21 protein-coding genes are annotated in these 21,403 nt (G+C 32.9%); 9 read left to right on the plus strand and 12 right to left on the minus strand.

What is annotated here, in order from left to right; genetic code table 11:
- Positions 1-54: 54 nt before the first annotated feature.
- Entirely contained in the window at positions 55-1,062 is a 1,008-nt protein-coding gene (locus ACHRVX_RS11410; RefSeq protein WP_395332263.1) for a Kelch repeat-containing protein, read from the minus strand.
- Positions 1,063-1,078: 16 nt separating this feature from the next.
- Entirely contained in the window at positions 1,079-1,870 is a 792-nt protein-coding gene (locus ACHRVX_RS11415) for a DUF6268 family outer membrane beta-barrel protein (protein ID WP_395332265.1), read from the minus strand.
- Positions 1,871-2,151: 281 nt separating this feature from the next.
- Between ACHRVX_RS11415 and ACHRVX_RS11420 the strand changes: the two genes are divergently transcribed.
- Together ACHRVX_RS11420 and ACHRVX_RS11425 are read left to right on the plus strand one after the other, a co-directional pair.
- The gene (locus ACHRVX_RS11420) at positions 2,152-3,480 is read left to right on the plus strand and encodes a DUF4270 family protein (protein ID WP_395332267.1); all 1,329 of its coding nucleotides are present in this window, start codon (positions 2,152-2,154) and stop codon (positions 3,478-3,480) included.
- Positions 3,481-4,716 carry an aromatic hydrocarbon degradation protein gene (locus tag ACHRVX_RS11425; protein WP_395332269.1) on the plus strand — a complete coding sequence of 412 codons (1,236 nt, stop codon included), beginning with the start codon at positions 3,481-3,483 and terminating at the stop codon, positions 4,714-4,716. It abuts the gene before it with no gap.
- A gap of 4 nt (positions 4,717-4,720) precedes the next feature.
- Here ACHRVX_RS11425 and murI read toward each other — a convergent pair whose 3' ends face one another.
- The 8 genes from murI to ACHRVX_RS11465 form a co-directional block, all read right to left on the minus strand.
- Positions 4,721-5,497, minus strand: coding sequence for a glutamate racemase (gene murI, locus ACHRVX_RS11430; protein WP_395332271.1), 777 nt, complete (start codon positions 5,495-5,497; stop codon positions 4,721-4,723).
- Between the two features lie 151 nt (positions 5,498-5,648).
- Positions 5,649-6,152 (minus strand): OmpH family outer membrane protein, encoded by a 504-nt coding sequence (locus ACHRVX_RS11435; protein ID WP_198529562.1) that lies wholly within the window; start codon positions 6,150-6,152, stop codon positions 5,649-5,651.
- Positions 6,153-6,167: 15 nt separating this feature from the next.
- On the minus strand, positions 6,168-7,178 hold the full coding sequence (locus ACHRVX_RS11440) for an OmpH family outer membrane protein (protein WP_395332274.1): 1,011 nt from the start codon (positions 7,176-7,178) through the stop codon (positions 6,168-6,170).
- A 49-nt stretch (positions 7,179-7,227) separates the two neighbouring features.
- Positions 7,228-9,978, minus strand: coding sequence for an outer membrane protein assembly factor (locus tag ACHRVX_RS11445; protein WP_395332276.1), 2,751 nt, complete (start codon positions 9,976-9,978; stop codon positions 7,228-7,230).
- Positions 9,911-10,651, minus strand: coding sequence for an isoprenyl transferase (locus tag ACHRVX_RS11450; protein ID WP_395332278.1), 741 nt, complete (start codon positions 10,649-10,651; stop codon positions 9,911-9,913). Before ACHRVX_RS11450 ends, ACHRVX_RS11445 begins: the two co-directional genes overlap by 68 nt.
- 6 nt (positions 10,652-10,657) lie before the next feature.
- Positions 10,658-11,341, minus strand: coding sequence for a DUF6089 family protein (locus ACHRVX_RS11455; protein WP_395332280.1), 684 nt, complete (start codon positions 11,339-11,341; stop codon positions 10,658-10,660).
- Positions 11,342-11,514: 173 nt separating this feature from the next.
- Entirely contained in the window at positions 11,515-12,402 is an 888-nt protein-coding gene (locus ACHRVX_RS11460) for an NAD kinase (RefSeq protein ID WP_395332282.1), read from the minus strand.
- 88 nt (positions 12,403-12,490) lie between these two features.
- A complete protein-coding gene (locus tag ACHRVX_RS11465; RefSeq protein ID WP_395332283.1) occupies positions 12,491-13,150 on the minus strand; it encodes an acetoin utilization protein acuB in 660 nt (219 codons plus the stop codon).
- A 116-nt stretch (positions 13,151-13,266) separates the two neighbouring features.
- On the opposite strand from ACHRVX_RS11465, the gene ACHRVX_RS11470 reads away from it, so the two are divergent.
- Together ACHRVX_RS11470 and ACHRVX_RS11475 are read left to right on the plus strand one after the other, a co-directional pair.
- Positions 13,267-13,980 carry a pyridoxine 5'-phosphate synthase gene (locus ACHRVX_RS11470; RefSeq protein WP_395332286.1) on the plus strand — a complete coding sequence of 238 codons (714 nt, stop codon included), beginning with the start codon at positions 13,267-13,269 and terminating at the stop codon, positions 13,978-13,980.
- Between the two features lie 76 nt (positions 13,981-14,056).
- On the plus strand, positions 14,057-14,437 hold the full coding sequence (locus ACHRVX_RS11475) for a DUF1016 N-terminal domain-containing protein (protein ID WP_395332890.1): 381 nt from the start codon (positions 14,057-14,059) through the stop codon (positions 14,435-14,437).
- A 131-nt stretch (positions 14,438-14,568) separates the two neighbouring features.
- Here the strand turns inward: ACHRVX_RS11475 and ACHRVX_RS11480 are convergent, their stop codons facing one another.
- Positions 14,569-14,811 carry a helix-turn-helix domain-containing protein gene (locus tag ACHRVX_RS11480; protein WP_213295485.1) on the minus strand — a complete coding sequence of 81 codons (243 nt, stop codon included), beginning with the start codon at positions 14,809-14,811 and terminating at the stop codon, positions 14,569-14,571.
- 91 nt (positions 14,812-14,902) lie between these two features.
- On the opposite strand from ACHRVX_RS11480, the gene ACHRVX_RS11485 reads away from it, so the two are divergent.
- From ACHRVX_RS11485 to ACHRVX_RS11495, 3 genes are all read left to right on the plus strand, one after another.
- Positions 14,903-15,244: a hypothetical protein gene (locus tag ACHRVX_RS11485; protein ID WP_395332290.1), complete on the plus strand. Its 342-nt coding sequence runs from the start codon at positions 14,903-14,905 to the stop codon at positions 15,242-15,244.
- 186 nt (positions 15,245-15,430) lie between these two features.
- Positions 15,431-17,662: a TonB-dependent receptor plug domain-containing protein gene (locus tag ACHRVX_RS11490; protein ID WP_395332292.1), complete on the plus strand. Its 2,232-nt coding sequence runs from the start codon at positions 15,431-15,433 to the stop codon at positions 17,660-17,662.
- 3 nt (positions 17,663-17,665) lie between these two features.
- Positions 17,666-18,526: a DUF4249 domain-containing protein gene (locus tag ACHRVX_RS11495; protein WP_395332294.1), complete on the plus strand. Its 861-nt coding sequence runs from the start codon at positions 17,666-17,668 to the stop codon at positions 18,524-18,526.
- 41 nt (positions 18,527-18,567) lie between these two features.
- On the opposite strand, the gene ACHRVX_RS11500 is transcribed toward ACHRVX_RS11495, so the two are convergent.
- The gene (locus ACHRVX_RS11500) at positions 18,568-19,860 is read right to left on the minus strand and encodes a hypothetical protein (RefSeq protein ID WP_395332297.1); all 1,293 of its coding nucleotides are present in this window, start codon (positions 19,858-19,860) and stop codon (positions 18,568-18,570) included.
- 214 nt (positions 19,861-20,074) lie between these two features.
- Between ACHRVX_RS11500 and ACHRVX_RS11505 the strand changes: the two genes are divergently transcribed.
- Both ACHRVX_RS11505 and ACHRVX_RS11510 read left to right on the plus strand, forming a co-directional pair.
- Positions 20,075-20,839 carry an alpha/beta fold hydrolase gene (locus ACHRVX_RS11505; RefSeq protein WP_395332299.1) on the plus strand — a complete coding sequence of 255 codons (765 nt, stop codon included), beginning with the start codon at positions 20,075-20,077 and terminating at the stop codon, positions 20,837-20,839.
- 147 nt (positions 20,840-20,986) lie between these two features.
- Positions 20,987-21,331, plus strand: a complete 345-nt coding sequence (locus tag ACHRVX_RS11510) for a phage holin family protein (RefSeq protein ID WP_395332301.1) — start codon at positions 20,987-20,989, stop codon at positions 21,329-21,331.
- Positions 21,332-21,403 lie beyond the last annotated feature (72 nt).

Here is a 21,403-nt window from a genome sequence, read left to right on the forward strand (position 1 = left end):
AAAACAAACACTAAAATCTTCCGGATTTTACTCCTCAAAAATTGTTTTTTTGTATTAGTTGTCGTCGTCACTTTGTTCATCTAAAGGTTTAAATTCCCAGGCATCATCAAAGTAAGTTGAACCCACTCTTCCTAACATATAAAAACCGCGATTATTGATTGCAAAACCTACGGCATCTGTTCTGCTTGCACCTTCCATTGGTGTTTTTTCTGTCCATAAATCAGTTGCAGGATTGTATTCCCAAATTGTTTTTATACTTTCTCCACCCACAACATAACCTAATCCGTTCATGGAAAAAGCAGAAGCATTTGAACGAACAATTGCATAATCATCGTTGTAGGAGTAATCATCATCAGTATCTTTGTCGATATCACGTTTTCGTGTCCATACATCCGTAGCAGGATCAAATTCCCAGAAGTCTTCCTGATATACTCCATTGTTAATTCCGGTTCCAAGATATACTTTATCAGCAATTACAAAAGCCGTTGCATTACGTCTTTTATTTCCGCTAAATCCGTTTACAAGCGTCCATGCATTTGTAACGTCATTGTATTGGTAGAAATCTTTAAGATAATTTCCGTCATATCCGGTTCCGAAAAATGCTTTTCCTCCAGCCTGAAAACCAACAGCAGCGTAACGCCCGGTTCCTGCAAAATCAGTTTTTTGCGTCCAGCTATTGCTCGTAGGATCATATTGGTAAAAGTCTTTAAGTTTATTCGTTCCATCATATCCCAAACCAACATATCCTTTATCGTTAAGCGTAAAACTCGAAGCAGAACTGCGTCCTACTCCTGTAAAATCTGCTTTTTGTTCCCAATAATCTCCCGTAGAATTATAAGCCCATAAATCTTTTAAATATACATCGCCAGTATAACCTGTTGCTACATAAGCAAAATCACCAATAACAAAACTAGTTGCACTAGATCTTGCGGGTCCGTCAAATGCTGATTTTTTAATCCAGTTTCCTATTAAATCATCATCGTCATCGTCATTACTGCAGCCTATAAAAACGAGGCTCGAAAACAATGCCGCGAATAATATTCCTTTTTTCAAATTATTCATAGTGTATTAAATTTATTTATTGTTTGTATTTGATGCCAATTCCTAAAACATATCCATTGCCGGTATTAAAATCATATACTTTATGATTCTCATTATCTATCAGATGGTATTCTTTGTCAAAATCATATCCGGCTTTAAAATTTAAAAACCAGTTTTTGTCCACGTTTCTTTCGTATTCTAATGCCGACGTCATTTGCGATAAGCTGACCTTTGTGGCGGTATTATTTAAATTGTTTTGTGTGTCTAAATGATAAAAATTACCATTAAAACTATTGCTTAGGCTAAATTGATTCCGACTATTATTCGAATATGTAATTTTTGAATCCGGAAACCCAATCAATAAAGAACTTTCGTTATTGATTTTATAGTTCAATGATAGAACAGGCATGAATTTAGGAGAACCAAAAACAGTTGTTCTGGCTACGCCAATGTTAATATTCAAATCTGAATTCAATTGCTGTTTAATTTCAAAACTTCCTAAAACCGAGAAATCATTACCGTTTAAATCACTTTGAAAATTTAATATTGGCGTAATCGAAAAACTCAGATTTGTTGTATTTGAAATTGCATGAGAAATTTCAAACTTGTTCTTAATCTGATTAAATCGATCTAAATTTCCGTATGCATTAAAAGTGCCTAAATCATAATTCACTTTCAAATTCGAATATTCTAATGTATTTGTTATGATACTATTGTCGCTTATTTTTTTATTAAATGAAATACCGATGTTCGTTTCAGTAAAATCAACTTTATCCGTAGGAGCTGTTTTTACATTCATATCTACAGAAAAGTTATCCTGAGCTTTCATGCTGAAAATTGAAATCAGAAAAAATGAACAAATTATAAACCTTGTTTTCATTACTTATTTATTGGTTCAAAAGTAGGTGGCTAATGGTTTTAAAAAAAAGAAGATATATGTATGGCACTTTTTGATAGACTAAATCCCCTTTTTTAAAGCTGAATGAACTATTGACCGGTATTAATGTATGGTAGATGATTTTTTGCTTTTTATAGTACAAAAAGGCGTGACTGTATATGTTATAGTGCAGTGCAGAAGAGTGCATTTTATATTTGTTCAAAAAATTGATTATGCACAAGTTTATATTGATGTTGTTTTTGGCAGTAACCGCAATTTCATGCGGAACAGATGCAGATGCGGGCGAATTTGTTGTTGGATCTGATTATTTGGCTGTGGGCAATAAAGTCATTTTAATTGATACCGTAACAGTCGATATGTCTACCATAAATTTTGACTCGCTTGTTACTTCTAATCAAAGCAGGATTTTAATTGGAAATTATGACGATCCGCTTTATGGAAAGGTGAAATCTAACAGTTATTTTCAATTGGCTTCAGACTCCTATACTTTAAAAAATAGCGGCTCAGATACTGAAACTACTAATTATGTTTTTGATTCTATTTCGATGATTTTAAAATATGATAATTACTATTATGGAGATACGACTAAAGTGCAGACGTTTGATATTCATCGATTAACTCAAAGGGTGAAACCAAATACCGATGATAATAGTTTTTATAATAATTCGGCTTTAAGTTATAGTGATGAAAGTCTCGGGACGATTTCATACAAACCAAGACCGCTTGAGAAAGATTCCATTAATATTAAAATGAGTGATGCGTTTGGTGCGGCACTTTTTCAGAAATTTAAGAAAAGAGAAATTACAGATTTTGACACTTTCAATGAGTATTTAAAAGGACTTGTTCTCGTGCCATCCACTTCTAACTCTGCAAGTGTAGTTGGTTTTCATGTCGCAACAAGTAAAATCAGGTTGTATTATTCAAAATATCAGGCAGATACTGAAGAAGTTCCTTTTATAATGGATTTTACAATTTTAGACGCTACAAAACAATTCAATGCTATTTCATCGGATAAAACCGGAACATTACTGGAGAATTTGCCCGTTTCAACCAGTAAATTATCCAGTACATTAACAAACAGGCAGGGATTTATACAGTCTGGTACCGGAGTTGCCTGCAGGATCGATTTCCCCAATATTAAGCAGCTGAAATACATTGCAGCAAATGGCGCAATTGTAGATGCGCAGATCTTATTGAAGCCAGTTGCGAATACGTACTCTGAACAATATCCCTTAGCCGATTCATTAAAAATTTATGTGGCTGATAACTTAAACAGGGTTAGTGGTTCATTAGTAAATTCGGCAGGAACTGCTGTTTATGGTATTTTGAATAAAAAAACAGATGAGTTTAACGAAAATATTGGTTACACGGTTCCAATTGGTGCTTTTTTACAAAAAGAAATGCTGAAACAATCTGATTCTAAATCCTCTCTTATTCTAACATTGCCAGCGATTTCCAAAGCAGTAAACAGAGTTGTTTTGGGAGATCAAAAACATGTGAATAATAAAATACAAATTAAAATTTATTACATCTCCTACTAAATGAAACGTAAAATAATATATTTAAGTTGCTTCATTTTAATGTCGCTGACTTCATTTTCTCAAAGTATTTCAAGTTCTCCATATTCGTTATATGGAGTAGGTAGTTTATATGATGCTGATTTTGGAATACTGCCGGCAATTGGTTCATCAGGAATGGCTTTACCGTCAGATACCTTTATAAACAATCTGAATCCTGCATCATTAGGTTATTTACCTCAAAATCATTTTATGTTTGATATTGGAGGAAAAGCAATTTCTACCACTTATCAAAGCAGTTCAAGAAGCGAAAGCCGCAATAATTTTCAATTTTCACATATTGCTTTTGCTTTTCCGGTAACTAAAAATTCAGGATTTAGTGTGGCTTTACGACCATACTCAAGTTCAGCTTTTAAAATTTCTAATTTAAAATTGCCCATAGATAATAGTCAGGATTATTACTATTTAACGGCTACAGGTTCCGGAGGATTGAATAATTTTGATTTTTCATACGGATATCGATTTGGGAAAAAATTATCTCTTGGAGTGTCAGCAGCGGTGTTATTTGGAAATACCACCGATGACAGGAATTTCCTGATTATGAATTCAATTACAAGTATTCAGAAAAAAACAAATTATAGCGGTGTAAGAGCAACACTAGGAGCGCAATATAAAATTGATTCTACTTTTACAGTGGCAACAACTTTTAAATTGCCATCGCAAATTGGTGCCTCAAAAGTGCAGACTGTTCAAACGGTTACAGATGATGTTATTACAACTGTAGAATCGAATGTAGCATCAAAAACAGACGATTATTATATGCCGTTAGAAATGGGTATAGGAATTAGTAAGCGTTTTAAAAACAACCTGAATATGACGCTGGATTATGAAAAGAGTTTATGGAGCAACAGCGATCAATCTGAGTTATATGGAAATTTTGTGAACCAGGATCGTTTTGCACTTGGATTTACCTATAAAACAAAAAAGAACATTCGTAGTTATTGGGACAGGATTCAATATGCTACAGGTGTAAACTTTGATACAGGTTATCTTGAAGTCGATGGAAAACGGGTGAATAATGCAGCGATTTCCCTCGGACTTACTTTGCCTATAGAAAACACATATTCAGCTTTGCATATTTCTTATTCTTACGGACAAAGAGGAAGAATTTCAGACAATTTAATCAAAGAAAATTACCATAAAATTTCCCTGAATTTATCTTTGGACGGAATTTGGTTTATCAAACGAAAAATTGATTAAGGATTTAAAAGTCTTTTTGTATAACCGTGTATTTATAATCTAAAATTGATTTTAAAACTTCTGGATTTGAATTCACGTAGAATAGGGGATCAGTATTTTGAGTATCTGTAAAACCAACTTTCTCACGCAAAACATTTTGGGTTTGGCGGGCAACTGCTTCTCCGGAATCAATAATCTGAATGTGTTCCGGAAGGATCTTTTTAATCTGCGGAATTAAATATGGATAATGACTGCACCCCAAAACAAGATAATCAATATTAGCATCGATCATAGGTTGTAAATACGATTCTAATAATTGAGTCATTTCCGGTGAATTCAGGTTCCCGTCTTCAATAAGCTGAACAAGTCCATGACCCACTTGTTCAATTATTGTAGTGTTTTGAAACATCTCGGCCGTTTTATTAAACAACTCGCTATTTAGGGTTCCTTTTGTGGCTAAAATGCCTATGACTTGTGTTTTTGAATTATTAGCGGCAGGTTTTATTGCAGGTTCAATACCTATAAACGGAATATCATAATCAGCACGAAGTTCCAAAATTGCATTTGTTGTCGCAGTATTACACGCTACAACAATAAGTTTGCAATTCATTTCAAGTAAAAAATCAACATTCTTTTTGCTTAAGGCAACAATCTCTTCTTTCGATCTCTGCCCATAAGGAGCATTTTTACTATCGGCTAGATATATGGTTTTTTCGTTTGGGAGTAATTCGTGGATGGCGCTCCAGATGGAAGTTCCTCCAATACCGGAATCAAAAACGCCTATAGGATTGTTATTCGTCATGATACAAATTTAGTCTTTTTTGCAATAAATTGATATTCCAATTTACAGGAAATACGTGAATATTTTGGTTTTTTACTTTAAGTTATTATAAAAAAAAACTGCTTAAAACTTTTAAAGTTTAAGCAGTTTTGATTTTTAAGAAATTCGTTTATTAGAATCCTAAATCTTTTTTTACATCAGCAGTAATGTTTGGACCATCAGCTAATAAAAGAGTAGAACCATCTAATACATATTGGAAACCTTTAGCTTTTCCAACTTTTTGGATAGAAGCTCTTACTTTTTCCATTAATGGTTTAACGATGTCAGTTTCTTTTTGTTGCAATTCTTTTTGAGCGTTGTCTCTGTAGTCAACGATTCTTTTTTGCATGTCCTGAACTTCTTTAGAACGTTCTCCGTTTACAGCATCAGTTACAGTTGCAGCTTCACCTTCGTATTTTTTGATTTTTACTTGGTATTCGTCAACCATTTTTTTGTATTCTGCATCGTATGTCCCACTTAATTTTTGTAGTTGATTTTGTGCATCTAGCATTGCAGGCATTTTCGACATAATCTCGCTAACATCAACATGAGCTACCTTAGCTTGTGCGTTCATTGTGTTACTTGCTCCTAAAATAAGTATGGCAGCAATTAGTAAAGTTTTGATTTGTTTCATCATTTTTAAAAATATTAATTAATTATTGGTCGTATTTGATTTTTGTGGTTCGGCTTCTTTAGCTTTTTTGGCCGCTTCTCGTTCTTCTAAAATCTTCTTTCTTCTGTCTTCTAATTCTTTTTTACGCTGTTCGTAAAGTTTTTGTCTTTCGGCTGCTTTATCAACTGCAGGATCTGTTGTTGTTGCTTCAGTTCCGGTAGTTGCAGGTTTCGCTGTTGCATCAGTTGCAGGTTTTGCAGTTGCATCTGTTGTAGCTGGTTCAGAAACCGTGCCATTTTTTTTAGCTTCTCTTTCTGCTGCAATTGCTTTTCTTCTGTCGTCGTATTCTTTTTTCTTAGCTTCCTGCTCTAATCTTCTGTCTTCAATTAATTTCTCTCTGGCAGTTCTTTTTTCATCTAAAGCTTTTTGTCGGTCTTGCATTGCTGGATTCTCGTCAATAGCATTTTCAACTTTTTCTTTTGCTTCCTGATCTTTTAATTGTTTTTTAGTCAGTTGTTCACGTTTATCAGTTCGGTTTAAAACACGAATAACCTGATCGCTGATATCAAACTTTTTGTTACTGAAAAGCATTGTCAAATCTGATGATTTATCAAACACAAAATCATAACTTTTAGCTTCGGCAATATCCTGAACGGCTGTAAAAACCTGATCCTGAATTGGCTTTGCCAATGCCGCTTTTTGGTGAATTAAATTTCCTTCAGCTCCAAATTGTTTCTGCTGGTAATCCATCATTTCATTTTCCAGAAATTTAATTTCTGTTTCTCTTTCATCAATAAGTTCTTTAGTAAGTAAAGCCCTTTCGGCTTTAAGCCCTTCTTTAAGAATATTGATATCCAGTTTTTTGGCTTCTATATCTTGTTTCCACTTTTGGGCTTTTAACTCTAACTGAGCTTTTGCTTCCTTATAATCAGAGACATTTTCAAGAATATATTCCATGTCAATGTAACCAATTCTCGTCGTTCTGGTTTGTGCCTGACTTGTATATGCTACAATGAAAGCTGAAAATATAAATAAAAATTGTTTTCTCATAACATTAGTTTATTTCAAAATTTTTTAAACAAATGTACTAAAATTTCTACTAAAACTGTTGTCCAATAATAAAGTGAATTTCTTTACCATGCGCTTTAGTTTCTCCCGGTTGAGGATCAAATCCATAACCCCAGTCAATACCTAATAATCCAAATGCCGGCATGAATACACGTAAACCAACACCTGCAGAACGATTAAGGTCAAATGGGTTGTAATCTTTAAAAGTTGGGTATGATGAACCTGCTTCTAAAAACGCCAACGCATAAATAGATGCAGACGATTTCAATGTAATTGGATAACGTAATTCAGCAGAGAATTTATTATAAATTGTAGCTCCAATTTGCTCTCCACGTGCATTTACAGGAGTTAATGAGTTATTTTCATAACCTCTTAACTGGATTGTTTCTCTACCATCCATAGAGTAGTTTGCCATACCATCTCCACCTAAATAGAAACGCTCAAACGGTACAACACCTCTTGATTGGTCATAAGCACCTAAGAAACCAAACTCTGTTAATGTTCTTAAAACTAATTTACCATATAGTTTAGTATACCAGTCTCCTTTAAATTTGATTTTATAGTATTCTAACCAATTGTATTTCTTTTGATCGACTTTCCCCTGATCTGTATCAGCACTTGCATAATCAGATCCAACACTTACATAATCAGAAGCTCCACCATTTATAGTTTGTACTTTAACATAATCTCCCGGATTAAGTGGTTTACCATCTGCACCTGGTCGTGCAGCTCCTGTATATTGTGTTTTGTATTCTTTTTGATTTTGTAAATCCCCGTAATTGATACCATTAAATAATGAGTAAGGAGGTGTCACTTTTGCAGAAATACTAAAGTCAGAACCATACGTTGGGAATATCGGGTTAACCCCTTTATTACTTCTTGAAAGTCCAATTGTATAGGCTAAGTTTCTTGATGCTCCATTACCAAAGGTAAACAAACCTGTATTATAGTTATTCAAATCATAATGTTGGTAACTCACAGATTGTGAAAGAACGAAATAATCATCGGGCACAGTAAGACGTTTTGCTAAACCAACTTGTAATGTCAGGATGTTAAAACTTTTATCTTTATCTACAGTTCTTGTAGCATAATTGTTCAGGAATTGTTTACTGTAAGATATAGATGAACTAAATTGTACTGGTTTTTTTCCTCCAAACCACGGTTCTGAGAATGATAAACTATACGTCTGGAAATAAGTACTTCCTTGTAAACGAAGCGCTACTTTCTGACCATCTCCCATAGGTAATGGTTTGTAAGATTCCTTGTTGAATAAGTTTTTAGCCGAAAAGTTGTTGAACGATAATCCTAAAGTTCCAATGAAACCTCCACCACCGTAACCTCCTTGAAGTTCCACCTGGCTGGATCCTTTTTCTACAACGTGGTATTCAATATCAACAGTACCTGCAGCAGCATCAACATTCTTGAATTTTGGATCGATTGCTTCAGGATCAAAGAATCCTAATTGTCCAATTTCACGAATAGTTCTTACCAATTGTTCTTTACTGTATTTTTCACCTGGTTTAGTTCTAAGCTCGCGGTAAATAACGTGGTCATTAGTTTTATCGTTTCCTACTACAGATATTTTGTTGAAATAAGCAATAGGACCTTCTGTAACTCTAATTTCAAAATCGATAGTATCGTTTACTGTTTTCACCTCTACAGCATTAATATTAGAAAACAAATAACCATTGTTTTGGTATAAGTTGGTAATATCTTCAGCATCGGGTTTTGTTTTGTCAGCAATACGTTTTTCAAGTAAAACACCATTATAGGTTTCTCCTTTTTTGATTCCTAAATAACGATTTAATAATTGGTCTGAGTAAACGGTGTTTCCAAGGAACTTAATATTACCAAAGTAATATTTGTTACCTTCTTCCATTTTAATTTTAATGGTAAGCATATTTTTCTGTTTGTTATAACTAACAGAATCATAAATAATACGTGCATCACGATATCCTTTTTCCTTATACGCGGCAACCACTTTTTCTAAGTCGGTTTTGTATTTTTCAGGAATAAATTTTGAAGATTTTAGGACACGAAAGAAATTCTTTTGTTTTGTGTCTTTCATTGCAGATCTCAATTGATTACCGGTAAGTTGTTTGTTACCAATGAAATCAATGCTGCTTATTTTTACTTTGTCACCTTTATCTATCCTGACAAGCATATTTACCTGGTTTCCGTTTATGGTATCAGGCGTATTTGTTATGGTTACTTTAGTATTATAAAAACCCTCTTTTTTATATTTGTTTTCTATATAATTTTTGGTTGTAGTAATTAAGTTTTCGTTTACAATTTTGTTTTTAGTCAAATTGTTATCCTTAATTAATGCTTCGACTTTACTTTTCTTAATACCAACAAATTTTACTTCATTTAATTTAGGAAGTTCAACGATATTTAAGTCTAAATAGATACTGTCATTGTCAATTTTATTTACATAAAAAGAGATTTCATCAAAAAGGCCAAGTTTGCCTAATTTTTTGATTGCACCACTAATTTCTTCACCGGGTACAGTAATTTCCTGTCCTTTTTGAAGACCGGAAAAGGTAACTACAGTTTGTTCATTGAAGCTTATTTTACCAACAACAGATACTTTTGCAAGAATGTATTTTTTTCCCTGATCAAAAGGAACTCTTTCTTGTGCTTTTATTTGTGAAAAACTACCCAAAAGAAGTAGGGTAAGGACTATTTGTACTCTTTTTTGTAACACTAAAAAATTATTTAATTTGTTCACTGGTTTTTCCAAATCTACGTTCTCTTTTTTGATAACTAATAATAGCCTCATATAAATCTTGATCTTTAAAGTCAGGCCACAAGACATTAGTAAAATATAATTCTGCATAGGCAATCTGCCACAGCAAAAAATTACTTATTCTATGTTCTCCACTCGTTCGTATTAATAAATCTACGTCAGGTAAATTTTGCGTGTAAAGATGCTCATTTATAATTGAATCGTCAATAGCGTCTATTGAAATTATATTATTTTTAACTTTATCACTGATGATTCTCACAGCATTTACCAATTCTTCTCTTGATCCGTAACTTAAAGCGAGAGTTAGCGTAAGACGTGTATTGTTTTTGGTTTTATCAATTACATCCATTAGCTCTTTTTGAGCTGATTTGGGTAATTTATCAAGATTACCAATTGCATTAAGTTTGATATTGTTTTCCTGTAACGTACCAAGTTCTTTTTTTAATGAATTGATTAATATTTTCATTAAAGCTTCGACTTCTAATTTTGGACGATTCCAGTTTTCTGTCGAAAAAGCGTATAGTGTTAAATACTCTATGCCAAGTTTAGCACAAGTTGTTATTGTTTTTTTGACAGATTTTGTTCCATTTTCGTGACCAAACGCCCTTAAAAAACCTTGTTGTTTTGCCCAGCGTCCATTTCCGTCCATGATAATGGCCAAATGTTTGGGTAGGTTAGTGTGATCTATAGAGTCTAGTAAATTCATTTTTTATTAATATGCGCAATAGCAGGGTTTTTGTCCAAAGGTATACGTTAGGGTAATACCAGTAAACACATACCAGTCATTATTATTTAAATTTCCAAAATGCAAAGGCTCATAAGCCTTATTGCTTGGGTTGCTTCCGTCTATGTTATCCGTAAAAGTATAACGTGCTCCAACTTCTGCACCCAGAACCCAATGAGGAGCAATATTTGATTTGATTCCCAATGTAATAGGTATGGCAATTGAACCGGAACTTTTATCTTTTTTTGTTTGTCCTCCCGTTACGTGTAATTGATCATACATAAAGTAACTTAATCCTGAATATATATAAGGAGTAACTTTTTGATGATAATCATGTAGATTAAAGTCAAAAAAATTAAACTCCAAACCCGCAGAAAGTTCTTTTACGGTATTTTCAAAACTATAACCTCTTTGGTTTCTTCCTGTTTCTTCTGAGTCACGATCGTTTCCTGTTATAGTTGATTGTGTGTAGGAAAAGCGATAAGCGTGACGAGGGCTTTTATTCCATTTGTACAAAACGCCAATAGCCAGCTTTTCAGGCGCTATATAAGTTGTACTTCCTACGTCACCAACAAAGTTACTTCCACCTAGGAAAACACCAATCTCATGGATTTGAGCATTCAGTGTGATAAAGGGGAAAAAACATAACAATAAATTAAAAATTTTCTTCATTTAATTCAAAATTGCGTGCAAATATAATAATTATCGATACGAATCAACGTTCCTTTGATTAAATGTGCTTTTTTTTCAATTTACAATATGTATTTGAGACATTTAATGATGATTCACTACATGCAGAACGGCAAAAAGTACTATTATCGTATAGAGTGGAATCAGAAAAGAACTTAATTTCTCTTGTCTTCTCCCCAAAGCAATTTGTTTCTCAGTGTTTTTAAGAATGTTTCGCCTGGAATCTCAACCATTTTAATTTTAAAATCAGTTTTTTTGATCGTTAAAACAGATTCATTTTTTACCGAAGCAATTCTGGAATCTAATGAAACCAGATATTGGTCTTCTCTTCCGGAAACACGAAGTTTAATTTCGGTATCATCAGGAATAACAAGCGGTCTTGCGGTTAAATTATGAGGCGCAATAGGTGTAATTACTAAACTTTTAACATCAGGAGTTAATAAAGGTCCGCCACAGCTTAAGGAATATCCTGTAGAACCTGTAGGTGTAGAAATGATTAATCCGTCTGCCCAGTAGGAGTTTAGATACTCATTATTTAAATACGTTTCAACAGTAATCATCGAAGTCGTGTCTTTTCGGCTCACCGTAATCTCATTCATTGCAAAGTTCAACCCATCTTCAATAGCGTCATTTTCAGGATCGCAGGTCACACTTAGTAAAGTCCTTTCAGAAGTAGTGTAGTTTTTATCAATAACAAACTGTAAAAAGCTATCAATGTTTTCTTTTTGAACAGTAGCTAAAAATCCAAGTCTTCCGGCATTAATTCCTAAAATAGGTACACCTGAATTACGAACTAAGGTCGCCGCTCTCAAAATAGTTCCGTCACCGCCAATACTAATCAACATTTCAAAACTATTATCTAAAGAAGTACTTGCCGAAAAAGTTTTGTATCCCTTTTGTACAAGATCCTTTTCGTGAAGCATTTCCAGAAAATTTTCCTCTATAACCATTTCGACATTATTAGTTTTGAAAAACAAAAATATGTCTTTGATAATAGGTTCCGTACTGTTCTGATAATACTGTCCGTAAATGGCTACTTTCATCTGATGTTGAATCGTTTTTTGTTTATTGTTTAACCTTTAATTTTCTTCGTCAAAACGATTAAAAAATTAACCGGTTCAACAAACAATACTATATATTAAGGTATTTGTCTAAATAATCTGAGCGCTCTTTCAAGCTGTTGATATAAGCATCTTCCTGATGTTCTGAAATAATTTCATAACCATATCTTCTATACGTCTGAATAATTTCATTCATAGGTCCAACGCCAATTTTTACGGTAATCTGAACATTTTCAAGATCAGCTTCAGATACAAAACAACCCAGGATTTTACCATTGTTACTTTCAACAATCTGTGTTACCTGACCCATAGAATAATCTAAAAGCCCTTTTTGAACGATAATTATTCCGCCTTGTTCCTTTAAAAATGGAGTTTCCTGAAAAAATTTCATGATATCTTCCATCTCATAATATCCTATATAGGCATTGTTTTCGTCAAGAACCGAAACGATATTCGTATGGTTTTTAGCAAAAACTTCCAGAACATCAAGCCACAACATTGATTTGCGGGCAAAAAAACGTTCCAGAGTATATTTGTAATCAATAACTTTTTTATCTGTATCAAAAGTTTCAACATCATCAGCAGCGATACTTCCAATGAAAATTCCGTTTTCCAAAACCGGAAAATGTGAAAAATTCAATTCAGCAAAAAAGTCCTGAGCCGATGCTATCGTTTCCTGACTATCTATCGCTCTTAAATCATTGTTGATATAGTTTATAATTTCTGTCATAAATCTGTTAAGGATATTTGATGCAAAATAATCAAAAAATAGCAAAAACTGCTACGTTTTACTTTGTATTTTTGTCGTAACAAATATAGTGTTACTAGAATTAATTATCTATTTATATGACAAAGTTAAGTGTAAATATCAATAAAATTGCAACCCTTCGAAATGCTCGTGGAGGAAATGTTCCTGATTTATTAAAAGTCGCAGCTGATATCCAGAAATTTGGAGGGCAGGGAATCACCATTCACCCACGTCCGGATGAACGCCATATTCGTTATCAGGATGCTCGTGATTTAAAAGCAATCGTTTATACCGAATATAATATCGAAGGAAACCCGCAGCATAATTTTATCGATTTAGTTTTAGAATGCAAACCAACGCAGGTAACATTAGTTCCGGATGCAATAGGTGCCATTACCTCATCTGCAGGTTGGGACACTATAAAAAACCAATCGTATTTAACCGAAGTAATTCAGGAATTTCAGCGTAACGGAATCAGAACTTCGATTTTTGTTGACCCGGTTCTTGAAATTATCGAAGGTGCTAAAAAAACAGGAACAGATCGTATTGAATTATATACAGAAGCTTTTGCACATCAATACGACCTTGGAAACAAAAACGGAATCGATTCTTATATCAAAGCATCAGAATTAGCTAATGAATTAGATTTAGGAATCAATGCAGGTCACGATTTAAGTTTAGATAATATCGAGTTTTTCAAACAAAATATTCCGGGATTGTTAGAGGTTTCTATTGGTCACGCTTTAATTTCGGAAGCACTTTATCTAGGATTAGATAATGTCGTTAATATGTATTTGAATAAATTGAAGTAATGTTTTTATAATTTACATAATCTAATACGCCAGAATGTTTATAGATTAATCTTCTTTATTTTTTGAGATTAGAGAAATTATTTTTCAATCCCGTCAACGTGTTTTCAGAGTGGCAAATTCTGCCTTGCTTGAAACTTATTCGCATATTGGAAAATTAATAGTTGAAGATGAACAAAATGGGAAAGAGCTTGCGGATTACGGAAAGTCTATTTTAAAGAATCTTGCAAATTATCTTACATTGGAATTTGGAAAAGGTTTTGATGAGCGTAATCTAAATAATATGCGAGCTTTTTACACAGCATTTCCAATTTGGAACGCATTGCGTACCGAATTGGAAACGTTTTATAGATTATTATCTCGACTAAATTCTAAAGAAAAGAATAACTATTACTTTTCTACAGATATTTGTCATTTCGACCGAAGGGAGAAATCACATCCGGAGAGCAACGAATCTTAATCACATCCTAAAAATAATTCAGCACTATGTCGCCGTTATGGGATTTCTACTTATGTCGAAATGACTGGATTGCGTTATGATTGCGGAGTTTTATTATTATAAGCACGGATTGTAAATCTATACTATTGGTTTTATATGTTTTCAGAAAACATTCTATGCACTAAAATACTTGATTCTATTTTCAATGAATCTGCTATTGAAAAAAGCAAACTAATAGTGATATTTTGTTTTCCTTTTTCAATTCGTTGAATAGTCCTTACATCAACCTTGCATGATCTTGATAATTGATCCTGTGTAATTTTTTCTTTTCTTCTGAGTTCCTTGATCAATAGACCTAATCGGATAATCTCTAATTTGTACTTATCGTTTTCCACAAATCAAATCTATTAAATTGTACAAAAAAATCATACGACATATATGTCGTGTTAAAAAATAATAGTACATTTGCTGAAAAAACATACTCTTATGAAAATAAACGAAACTGAAACAATGGAGAATCTTAGAAAATTAACTGCGAAATATTTTAACACCTTAAAGCCTTCAACTGATAAAACAGATACTTATAAAGCTCAAATAAAACTATCAAATTATGCTGAGCTTGGTTGTGTTATTGCCGAAACCCTAAAATTATGTATCGTTGCGCTGGATCAGGAAGCACATAAAACTTCGGATACTATTAAAACTTCACCTATTAATGTAGCGCTCATTTTAGAAATGGTTTTAGAAATGTTTCCTTCTGATGAATTTGAAATGTTGGATGAAATTAATCAAATGCTTGCTGTAAATTCTCAAAGTCTTAATCAATAATCGAGTGAAAAAATAGTTGCGGCATTTAGATCATAATCGCTCTTTTCAGAGCATGAATTTTACGAAAAAAAAGAAAATATTTACTTCAACAAAGAATTGATTTATAATTGTTTACTTTCGCACTTTTCTTATTAAAATCAAGTGCCAAAAACAATATTCCTCTTTTTTACATTCTGTTTTTCCAATGTGTTTGCGCAATCAAAAGCGACGATAATTGGAAACATAAAATCATCTGAAAACGAAAACCTGATTGGAACAAGCGTTACTTTAGAGGTCAATAATCAGCATTATTATGCCATAACAGATTCAATTGGTAATTTTTTAGAAAATATTACTTTAGGCAAAGTCAAAATTTCGGTTAATCAATTGGGGTTTCTCAATAAATCGATCACTTTTGATTTTGTAAAAGACACACTGATTTCAATTGTGTTAGAAAAAGATATTTCGCAGTTAAAAGAAGTTGTAATTGAGAATGATAAAAAAAGCGGCATTACAACATTATCAGGAGGAAAGTTATCTTTTAATCTAAAAGAATTATCATCAGTTCCCACGGTTTTAGGAACCACAGATATTATAAAACTTTTGCAATTAACGCCTGGAGTACAAAATTCCGGAGATGCAAACGGCTATTTATATGTTAGAGGCGGAGATCCGGGACACAATGCAATATTATACGATGGAACTCCTATATATGGAATGTCACATTTATTAGGTATATTTCCTTTTTACAACACAGATCATATTAAGGAAGTTGAGTTTGATAAATCAAGTTCCAATTCTAAATATGGCGGACGTTTAAGTTCAACAACACTTTTGATTCCGAATAAAAAAATACCTGCAGAATTCGGAATTCAGGGAAACATCGGAATATTAGCTTCACAACTTACTGTAGCGATTCCTGTAAATCAAAAATCCGGATTTTATATTTCAGGCAGAAAAACTTATATCGATGAAATTGTTGCGCCATTATTGCGTTCCGGCTCAAAAAGTAATGATGTTCAGGACATGAAATATGGTTTCTCCGACGGGAATATGACATTTATTTCTCAAATTTCTAAAAACAATTTACTTTCTGTGGATGTTTTTATAAGTGGAGATGAACTAAAAATAAAAGATAGTAATCTTGCATTGAGAACAAATTTAAAGTGGAGTAATTTTACAATTGCGCCAACTTTGACGACCACATTTTCGCCAAAAACAAACATGTCAAATTCAGTTTATTTTAGTGAATATTCTAATAATTTGAATATGGAACAAGCCACGGTTGAGTTTGGCGTTTCATCCTATGTAAAAGATTTTGGTTTTAATAATGCCTTTCGATATGTTGTAAAAAATGTTGCGGTAGAATCCGGATTACAATATGTACATCATAATTTGCAGCCTCAAAAAGTAAATATCGAAAATTTAACAGATAATAATACCTCTCAAAACAATATAATAAATGCCGATGAAGCTGCAGTTTTTACAACCATTAAACCAAAATTAATTGAGCGTTTAAATGCAGAATTAGGACTTCGGATTAATTATTATACATCGGGTTCTAATAGTTCTTATTTGCATTTTCAACCCCGCGTTTTGCTAAACTATATTGCAAACGACAAATATTCTTTTTACGGATCTTATAATAAACAATATCAATATCTGAGTTTAATAACGACTTCAAGTGTTGGGATTCCAACTGATTTTTGGATTGCAAGTTCAGACGGAATAAAACCGCAATCATCAGATGAATTTTCGATTGGTTCGAATCAGAACATTTCAAAAAACATTTCTTCGTCATTAGGAGGATTTTATCGCTCCATGAAAGATTTACTCGAATATCCGTACGGAATTACTCAGTTTAACGAAACCACAACACTAAAAAATGATTTAATATCAGGAAAAGGAAAAGCATATGGATTAGAAATGATGTTGCGCAAAAACAACGGAAAATTCACAGGCTGGTTGAGTTATACCTTAAGCTGGTCTGACCGAAATTTTGACGAATTCAATAACGGGAATACTTATTTTGCAAAATATGACAGACGTCACAATCTTTCAGTAGTTGGAATGTATGACTTGAATCCAAAATGGAATTTTGGCGTAACCCAAATATTCAGTTCCGGAAATCGTTTTACAATGCCTACTTCGTGGTATTTTATCAATAACAATCCGGTTAAAGAATATTCAGGATATAATAATGCGCAAATGCCCAATTATATCAGGACAGATCTTTCGGTCAATTACTTTTTCCTGAAAACAAATAAAAAAGAAAGTGCCTTGAATTTTTCAATCTATAATACTTTTAATATTGACAATCCTATATATGTAGTGTTGAATATTCAGGTCAATGAAGATAAAAACAGCGTTGTTGTAAAACAGGAGAAAAAGGTTTTATATCGAATATTGCCCTCGATAAGCTGGAGATTTAAATTTTAAAAAATGAAAAAAAATATCTTATTTCTATTCACTTTAATTTTGCTAAGTTGTTCAAAAGATGATTTTAGCGAACAAAGTATTGAATCTAAAATTGTAGTCGAAGGATGGATTGAAGAAGGTGATTATGCTCAGGTTTTATTATCCAGCAGTATTCCCGTAACTGATGTGATTGATTCTACAAATGTTTTAAATCACGTGATAAGATCTGCAAAAATTACAATTTCTGACGGGGAGACATCTGAAGTTTTAAGAGTTAAAAACGATAAAAACCGAGTGCCGCCATTTGTCTATTTTGGATCAGCTTTAATGGGCGAAGCAGGAAAACAATATTCGCTCAGGATTGAATATTTAAACAGAGTTGTAGAAGCGGTAACAACAATCCCAAAATCTGTACAACTTAAAAGTGCCGAATATATAAAGAAGAATGTTGCCGATACAACAGGTTATGTTTTTGTGAATTTTGAAGATCCGGTAAACGAAAAAAACTATTACCAGATTGCTACCAGAATTGAAGGCAAGGAATCTATTTTTGTTCCTGCATTTTATGGAAATTTAGACGATAAAAATTTCACTAAATCAGCAGTTTCAGTGCAAGTAAACAGGGGAGTTTTGCTTTTTCCTAAAACCGTATTTACGCCTTATTTTGTAGACGGAGATGTGATCTATGTAAAATTGAGAACCCAAAACAAAGACGCTTTGGATTTCTGGAATAGCTGGCAAAACGAAATTGTAAATAGCAGAAACCCTATTTATCCGGCAAATACAAGTCTTAAATCAAATATAAAAGGCGGAATTGGTATTTGGGCAGGATATGGAAAAAGTATTTTAGTGGCAAAATATGCACAAAAAACAGAGCCGATTTGAATGATTTCAAATCGGCTCTAAGTTTGTATTTTAAAAAGCTATTATTTGTTGAATGCTTTGATGAAATCTTCAAATTTAGTTTCGAATTTTTCAAAACCTTTTGAGAAATATACACCCATTTCTGCTTCAGTTTTATCGCTGAATTTCAAGTAATTTACTGCGTAATAATATTTAGCTTCATAATCACCTTCTTCTTTTTCAGTATGCTGAACGATATCGGCTATTTTAGTTCCGTCTTTCTTAGAAACTAAAATCAATTTCATGTTTTTATTGAAATTAGCAACTGCACCTTCTGTTACTTTTAGGTTGTAATTGCTTAAATCAGTATTATATGTTGGTGAATTATAGTTAGTAGGACGAACCAGGCTTTTTTCTAATGCAGCATCATCTGCAGCAGCGGCAGCTAAGTCAACATCTGCAATAATAACAAAATTGTCCATCAATTGAATCAATCCGTTCGCCTTACCTCTATATTGAACAAGTGCGTCGTTATCAATTAAAGCATCAATACTTGCAGAACTTCCAATATTAAAACTGATTAAGTTTTTTGTATTATAAGTAAGAGCCGCTTTTGAAGTGTTTTCAGCAGCTTTTTTACCACTCATTTCCCAAGTATAACCATCATTTAAGATCATTTTGTAAGCGAACTCATCTGGTGATTGGTTTTTTGAAGAATATTTAGCAGTTTGAGTAAATGAAGCCGCTTGTACATTATCAATTGTTAATGTTGCATCTGATGAGCTAGGAAGAAAAATGTTGTCATTAATTTCTTTCGTTCCGTTGTATCCATCATAAAGTTCCACCTTTACAGTTGAAGATACACCTTTTGCAGATAAAACAGCATTATTAGCTGTTTGGGATTTTTTAGCAGGAAAAACAAATTTCAACTCTGTAGTTGATTCAGTTTTAGTCCAGCTTTTTGCAGTATTATTCCATGTGTATACACCGTAAACACCAGATATATTTAAAACATCTTCTACTTTATTATCATTTTTCCCGTTAAAAATGTCAACACCTTTAAGATCCAATAATATATTTAAATTTTCAACTGCTGCAATAGCGCTTGAACTTTTTGACTTATCTAACTGAACTAACATTTCATTAGCTTCAGCTTCAAGTTTAACTTTTTGATCCGCAGGAGTTAAAGCAGAATAAGGTTGTTTAACAAGTGCTGCAATTTGTTCAGCAAGAGTTAGATCTTTTACAGGCTCTTTTACTGGTTCTTTTGTAGGTTCTTCTGTTACCGGCTCTTTTTCTGGCTCAGTCTCATCGCTTGAACAAGAGATAGCAAATTGAGAAAGAACTACTGCGCATAAAAGTAATTTTTTAATCATAATGTTGAATTTAAAGATTTTAACCAATTTAGGTTTGGTTGTTTTTCAAGCCGCAAGGTAGTATTTAGGTTTGTTTTTTCTTTACGGAAAGCCGTAAATGATGTAAACTTTTTTCTAATAAATAAAACCAAATAAAAGTGTAAAGAATTTGTACCATTATATATTGACCGATAAGTTTTTTACCTTTGTGTTCTGTTTTTAAAACCAAAATATAATGTTATACTCAAAAATAGAAGGAGAAGGAAAACCTTTCATCATCATGCACGGATTTTTAGGAATGTCTGATAACTGGAAAACTCTTGCAGGACAATATGTAGAAGCTGGATTTCAGGTTCATATATTAGACCTAAGAAACCACGGTCGCAGTTTTCATTCAGACGAATGGAGTTATGAAGCCATGGTAAAGGATGTATTCGAATACTGTCAGGCAAATCAATTATCAAAAGTTGATATTCTGGGACATTCTATGGGAGGGAAAGTGGCCATGCTTTTTGCCACCACACATCCTGAAATAGTAGATAAATTAATTGTCGCAGATATAGGTCCGAAATTATATAAACAACATCATCAGGATATTTTGGCAGGATTAAACGCAATTGACTTTTCAGTAAAGCCAAGCCGTAATGATGTCGAAGCCACTTTATCTGAATATGTTCCGGATTTAGGAACACGACAATTTTTGTTAAAGAATTTATATTGGCAAGAACCAGGACAATTGGCTTTCAGATTTAATCTGGCCGCTTTCAATACTAATTTAGACGCTATTGGAAAAGCTTTAGATGAGAATTTGGTTTTCGATAAACCAACCTTATTTATTCGCGGAGGAAATTCGGGATATATTCAGGATTCAGACTTTGATTCCATACGCCAGCATTTTCCGGATGTTAAATTCGAAACAATTCCAAATGCCGGACATTGGCTTCATGCCGAAAATCCTAAATTGTTTTTTGAATTAACAACTGAGTTTTTAAAGCAATAAATCAAGTTCAATTTATTACACCTACAGATAAGATTTCAAAGTTTTGAAATTAGAAATTTAAAAATCCTTTCATAACTTTTTAAACTGTGGCAAAAAATAATAATATAAAAATCAGTACATTTATTAAAATTTTAAATTAAAAAAGATATGAACTTTTTACTCAGACTTCTTGTTACTGCAGCTTTGGTGGTGTTAATTGCTAACCTTTTGCCAGGTGTTCACGTTGCCAGTTTTGCTACAGCTGTAATCGTAGCAGTTGTTCTAGGATTACTAAATCTTTTTATCAAACCTATATTAGTTATCCTGACATTGCCTGTAACCTTTATTACTTTAGGTTTGTTTTTATTGGTAATTAATGCCATCATTATTTTATTGTGTACCAATATTGTTGGCGGTTTTGCAGTTGATTCATTCTGGACAGCATTATTCTTTAGTATCATATTGTCTCTGCTTCAATCTATTACCTATAAAATACTTGGAGACGATAAATAGAATAAATAGACAAAGCGTGTTTTACACGACTTCAAATACAATAGACTAAAAACTTGGTTGGGTTGCAAAAAT

The sequence above is a fragment of the Flavobacterium sp. FlaQc-47 genome, assembly GCF_044006475.1.
Lineage (GTDB): Bacteria > Bacteroidota > Bacteroidia > Flavobacteriales > Flavobacteriaceae > Flavobacterium.

What these genes read in the sequence shown, in the direction of transcription:
- ACHRVX_RS11505 (WP_395332299.1), top strand. Translation starts at nt 20,075, where the DNA reads ATGTTATACTCAAAAATAGAAGGAGAAGGAAAACCTTTCATCATCATG.
- ACHRVX_RS11470 (WP_395332286.1), top strand. Translation starts at nt 13,267, where the DNA reads ATGACAAAGTTAAGTGTAAATATCAATAAAATTGCAACCCTTCGAAAT.
- murI (WP_395332271.1), bottom strand. Translation starts at nt 5,497, where the DNA reads ATGACGAATAACAATCCTATAGGCGTTTTTGATTCCGGTATTGGAGGA.
- ACHRVX_RS11415 (WP_395332265.1), bottom strand. Translation starts at nt 1,870, where the DNA reads ATGAAAGCTCAGGATAACTTTTCTGTAGATATGAATGTAAAAACAGCT.
- ACHRVX_RS11465 (WP_395332283.1), bottom strand. Translation starts at nt 13,150, where the DNA reads ATGACAGAAATTATAAACTATATCAACAATGATTTAAGAGCGATAGAT.
- ACHRVX_RS11455 (WP_395332280.1), bottom strand. Translation starts at nt 11,341, where the DNA reads ATGAAGAAAATTTTTAATTTATTGTTATGTTTTTTCCCCTTTATCACA.
- ACHRVX_RS11440 (WP_395332274.1), bottom strand. Translation starts at nt 7,178, where the DNA reads ATGAGAAAACAATTTTTATTTATATTTTCAGCTTTCATTGTAGCATAT.
- ACHRVX_RS11460 (WP_395332282.1), bottom strand. Translation starts at nt 12,402, where the DNA reads ATGAAAGTAGCCATTTACGGACAGTATTATCAGAACAGTACGGAACCT.
- ACHRVX_RS11445 (WP_395332276.1), bottom strand. Translation starts at nt 9,978, where the DNA reads ATGAGGCTATTATTAGTTATCAAAAAAGAGAACGTAGATTTGGAAAAA.
- ACHRVX_RS11510 (WP_395332301.1), top strand. Translation starts at nt 20,987, where the DNA reads ATGAACTTTTTACTCAGACTTCTTGTTACTGCAGCTTTGGTGGTGTTA.
- ACHRVX_RS11450 (WP_395332278.1), bottom strand. Translation starts at nt 10,651, where the DNA reads ATGAATTTACTAGACTCTATAGATCACACTAACCTACCCAAACATTTG.
- ACHRVX_RS11500 (WP_395332297.1), bottom strand. Translation starts at nt 19,860, where the DNA reads ATGATTAAAAAATTACTTTTATGCGCAGTAGTTCTTTCTCAATTTGCT.
- ACHRVX_RS11420 (WP_395332267.1), top strand. Translation starts at nt 2,152, where the DNA reads ATGCACAAGTTTATATTGATGTTGTTTTTGGCAGTAACCGCAATTTCA.
- ACHRVX_RS11410 (WP_395332263.1), bottom strand. Translation starts at nt 1,062, where the DNA reads ATGAATAATTTGAAAAAAGGAATATTATTCGCGGCATTGTTTTCGAGC.
- ACHRVX_RS11425 (WP_395332269.1), top strand. Translation starts at nt 3,481, where the DNA reads ATGAAACGTAAAATAATATATTTAAGTTGCTTCATTTTAATGTCGCTG.
- ACHRVX_RS11495 (WP_395332294.1), top strand. Translation starts at nt 17,666, where the DNA reads ATGAAAAAAAATATCTTATTTCTATTCACTTTAATTTTGCTAAGTTGT.
- ACHRVX_RS11435 (WP_198529562.1), bottom strand. Translation starts at nt 6,152, where the DNA reads ATGATGAAACAAATCAAAACTTTACTAATTGCTGCCATACTTATTTTA.
- ACHRVX_RS11485 (WP_395332290.1), top strand. Translation starts at nt 14,903, where the DNA reads ATGAAAATAAACGAAACTGAAACAATGGAGAATCTTAGAAAATTAACT.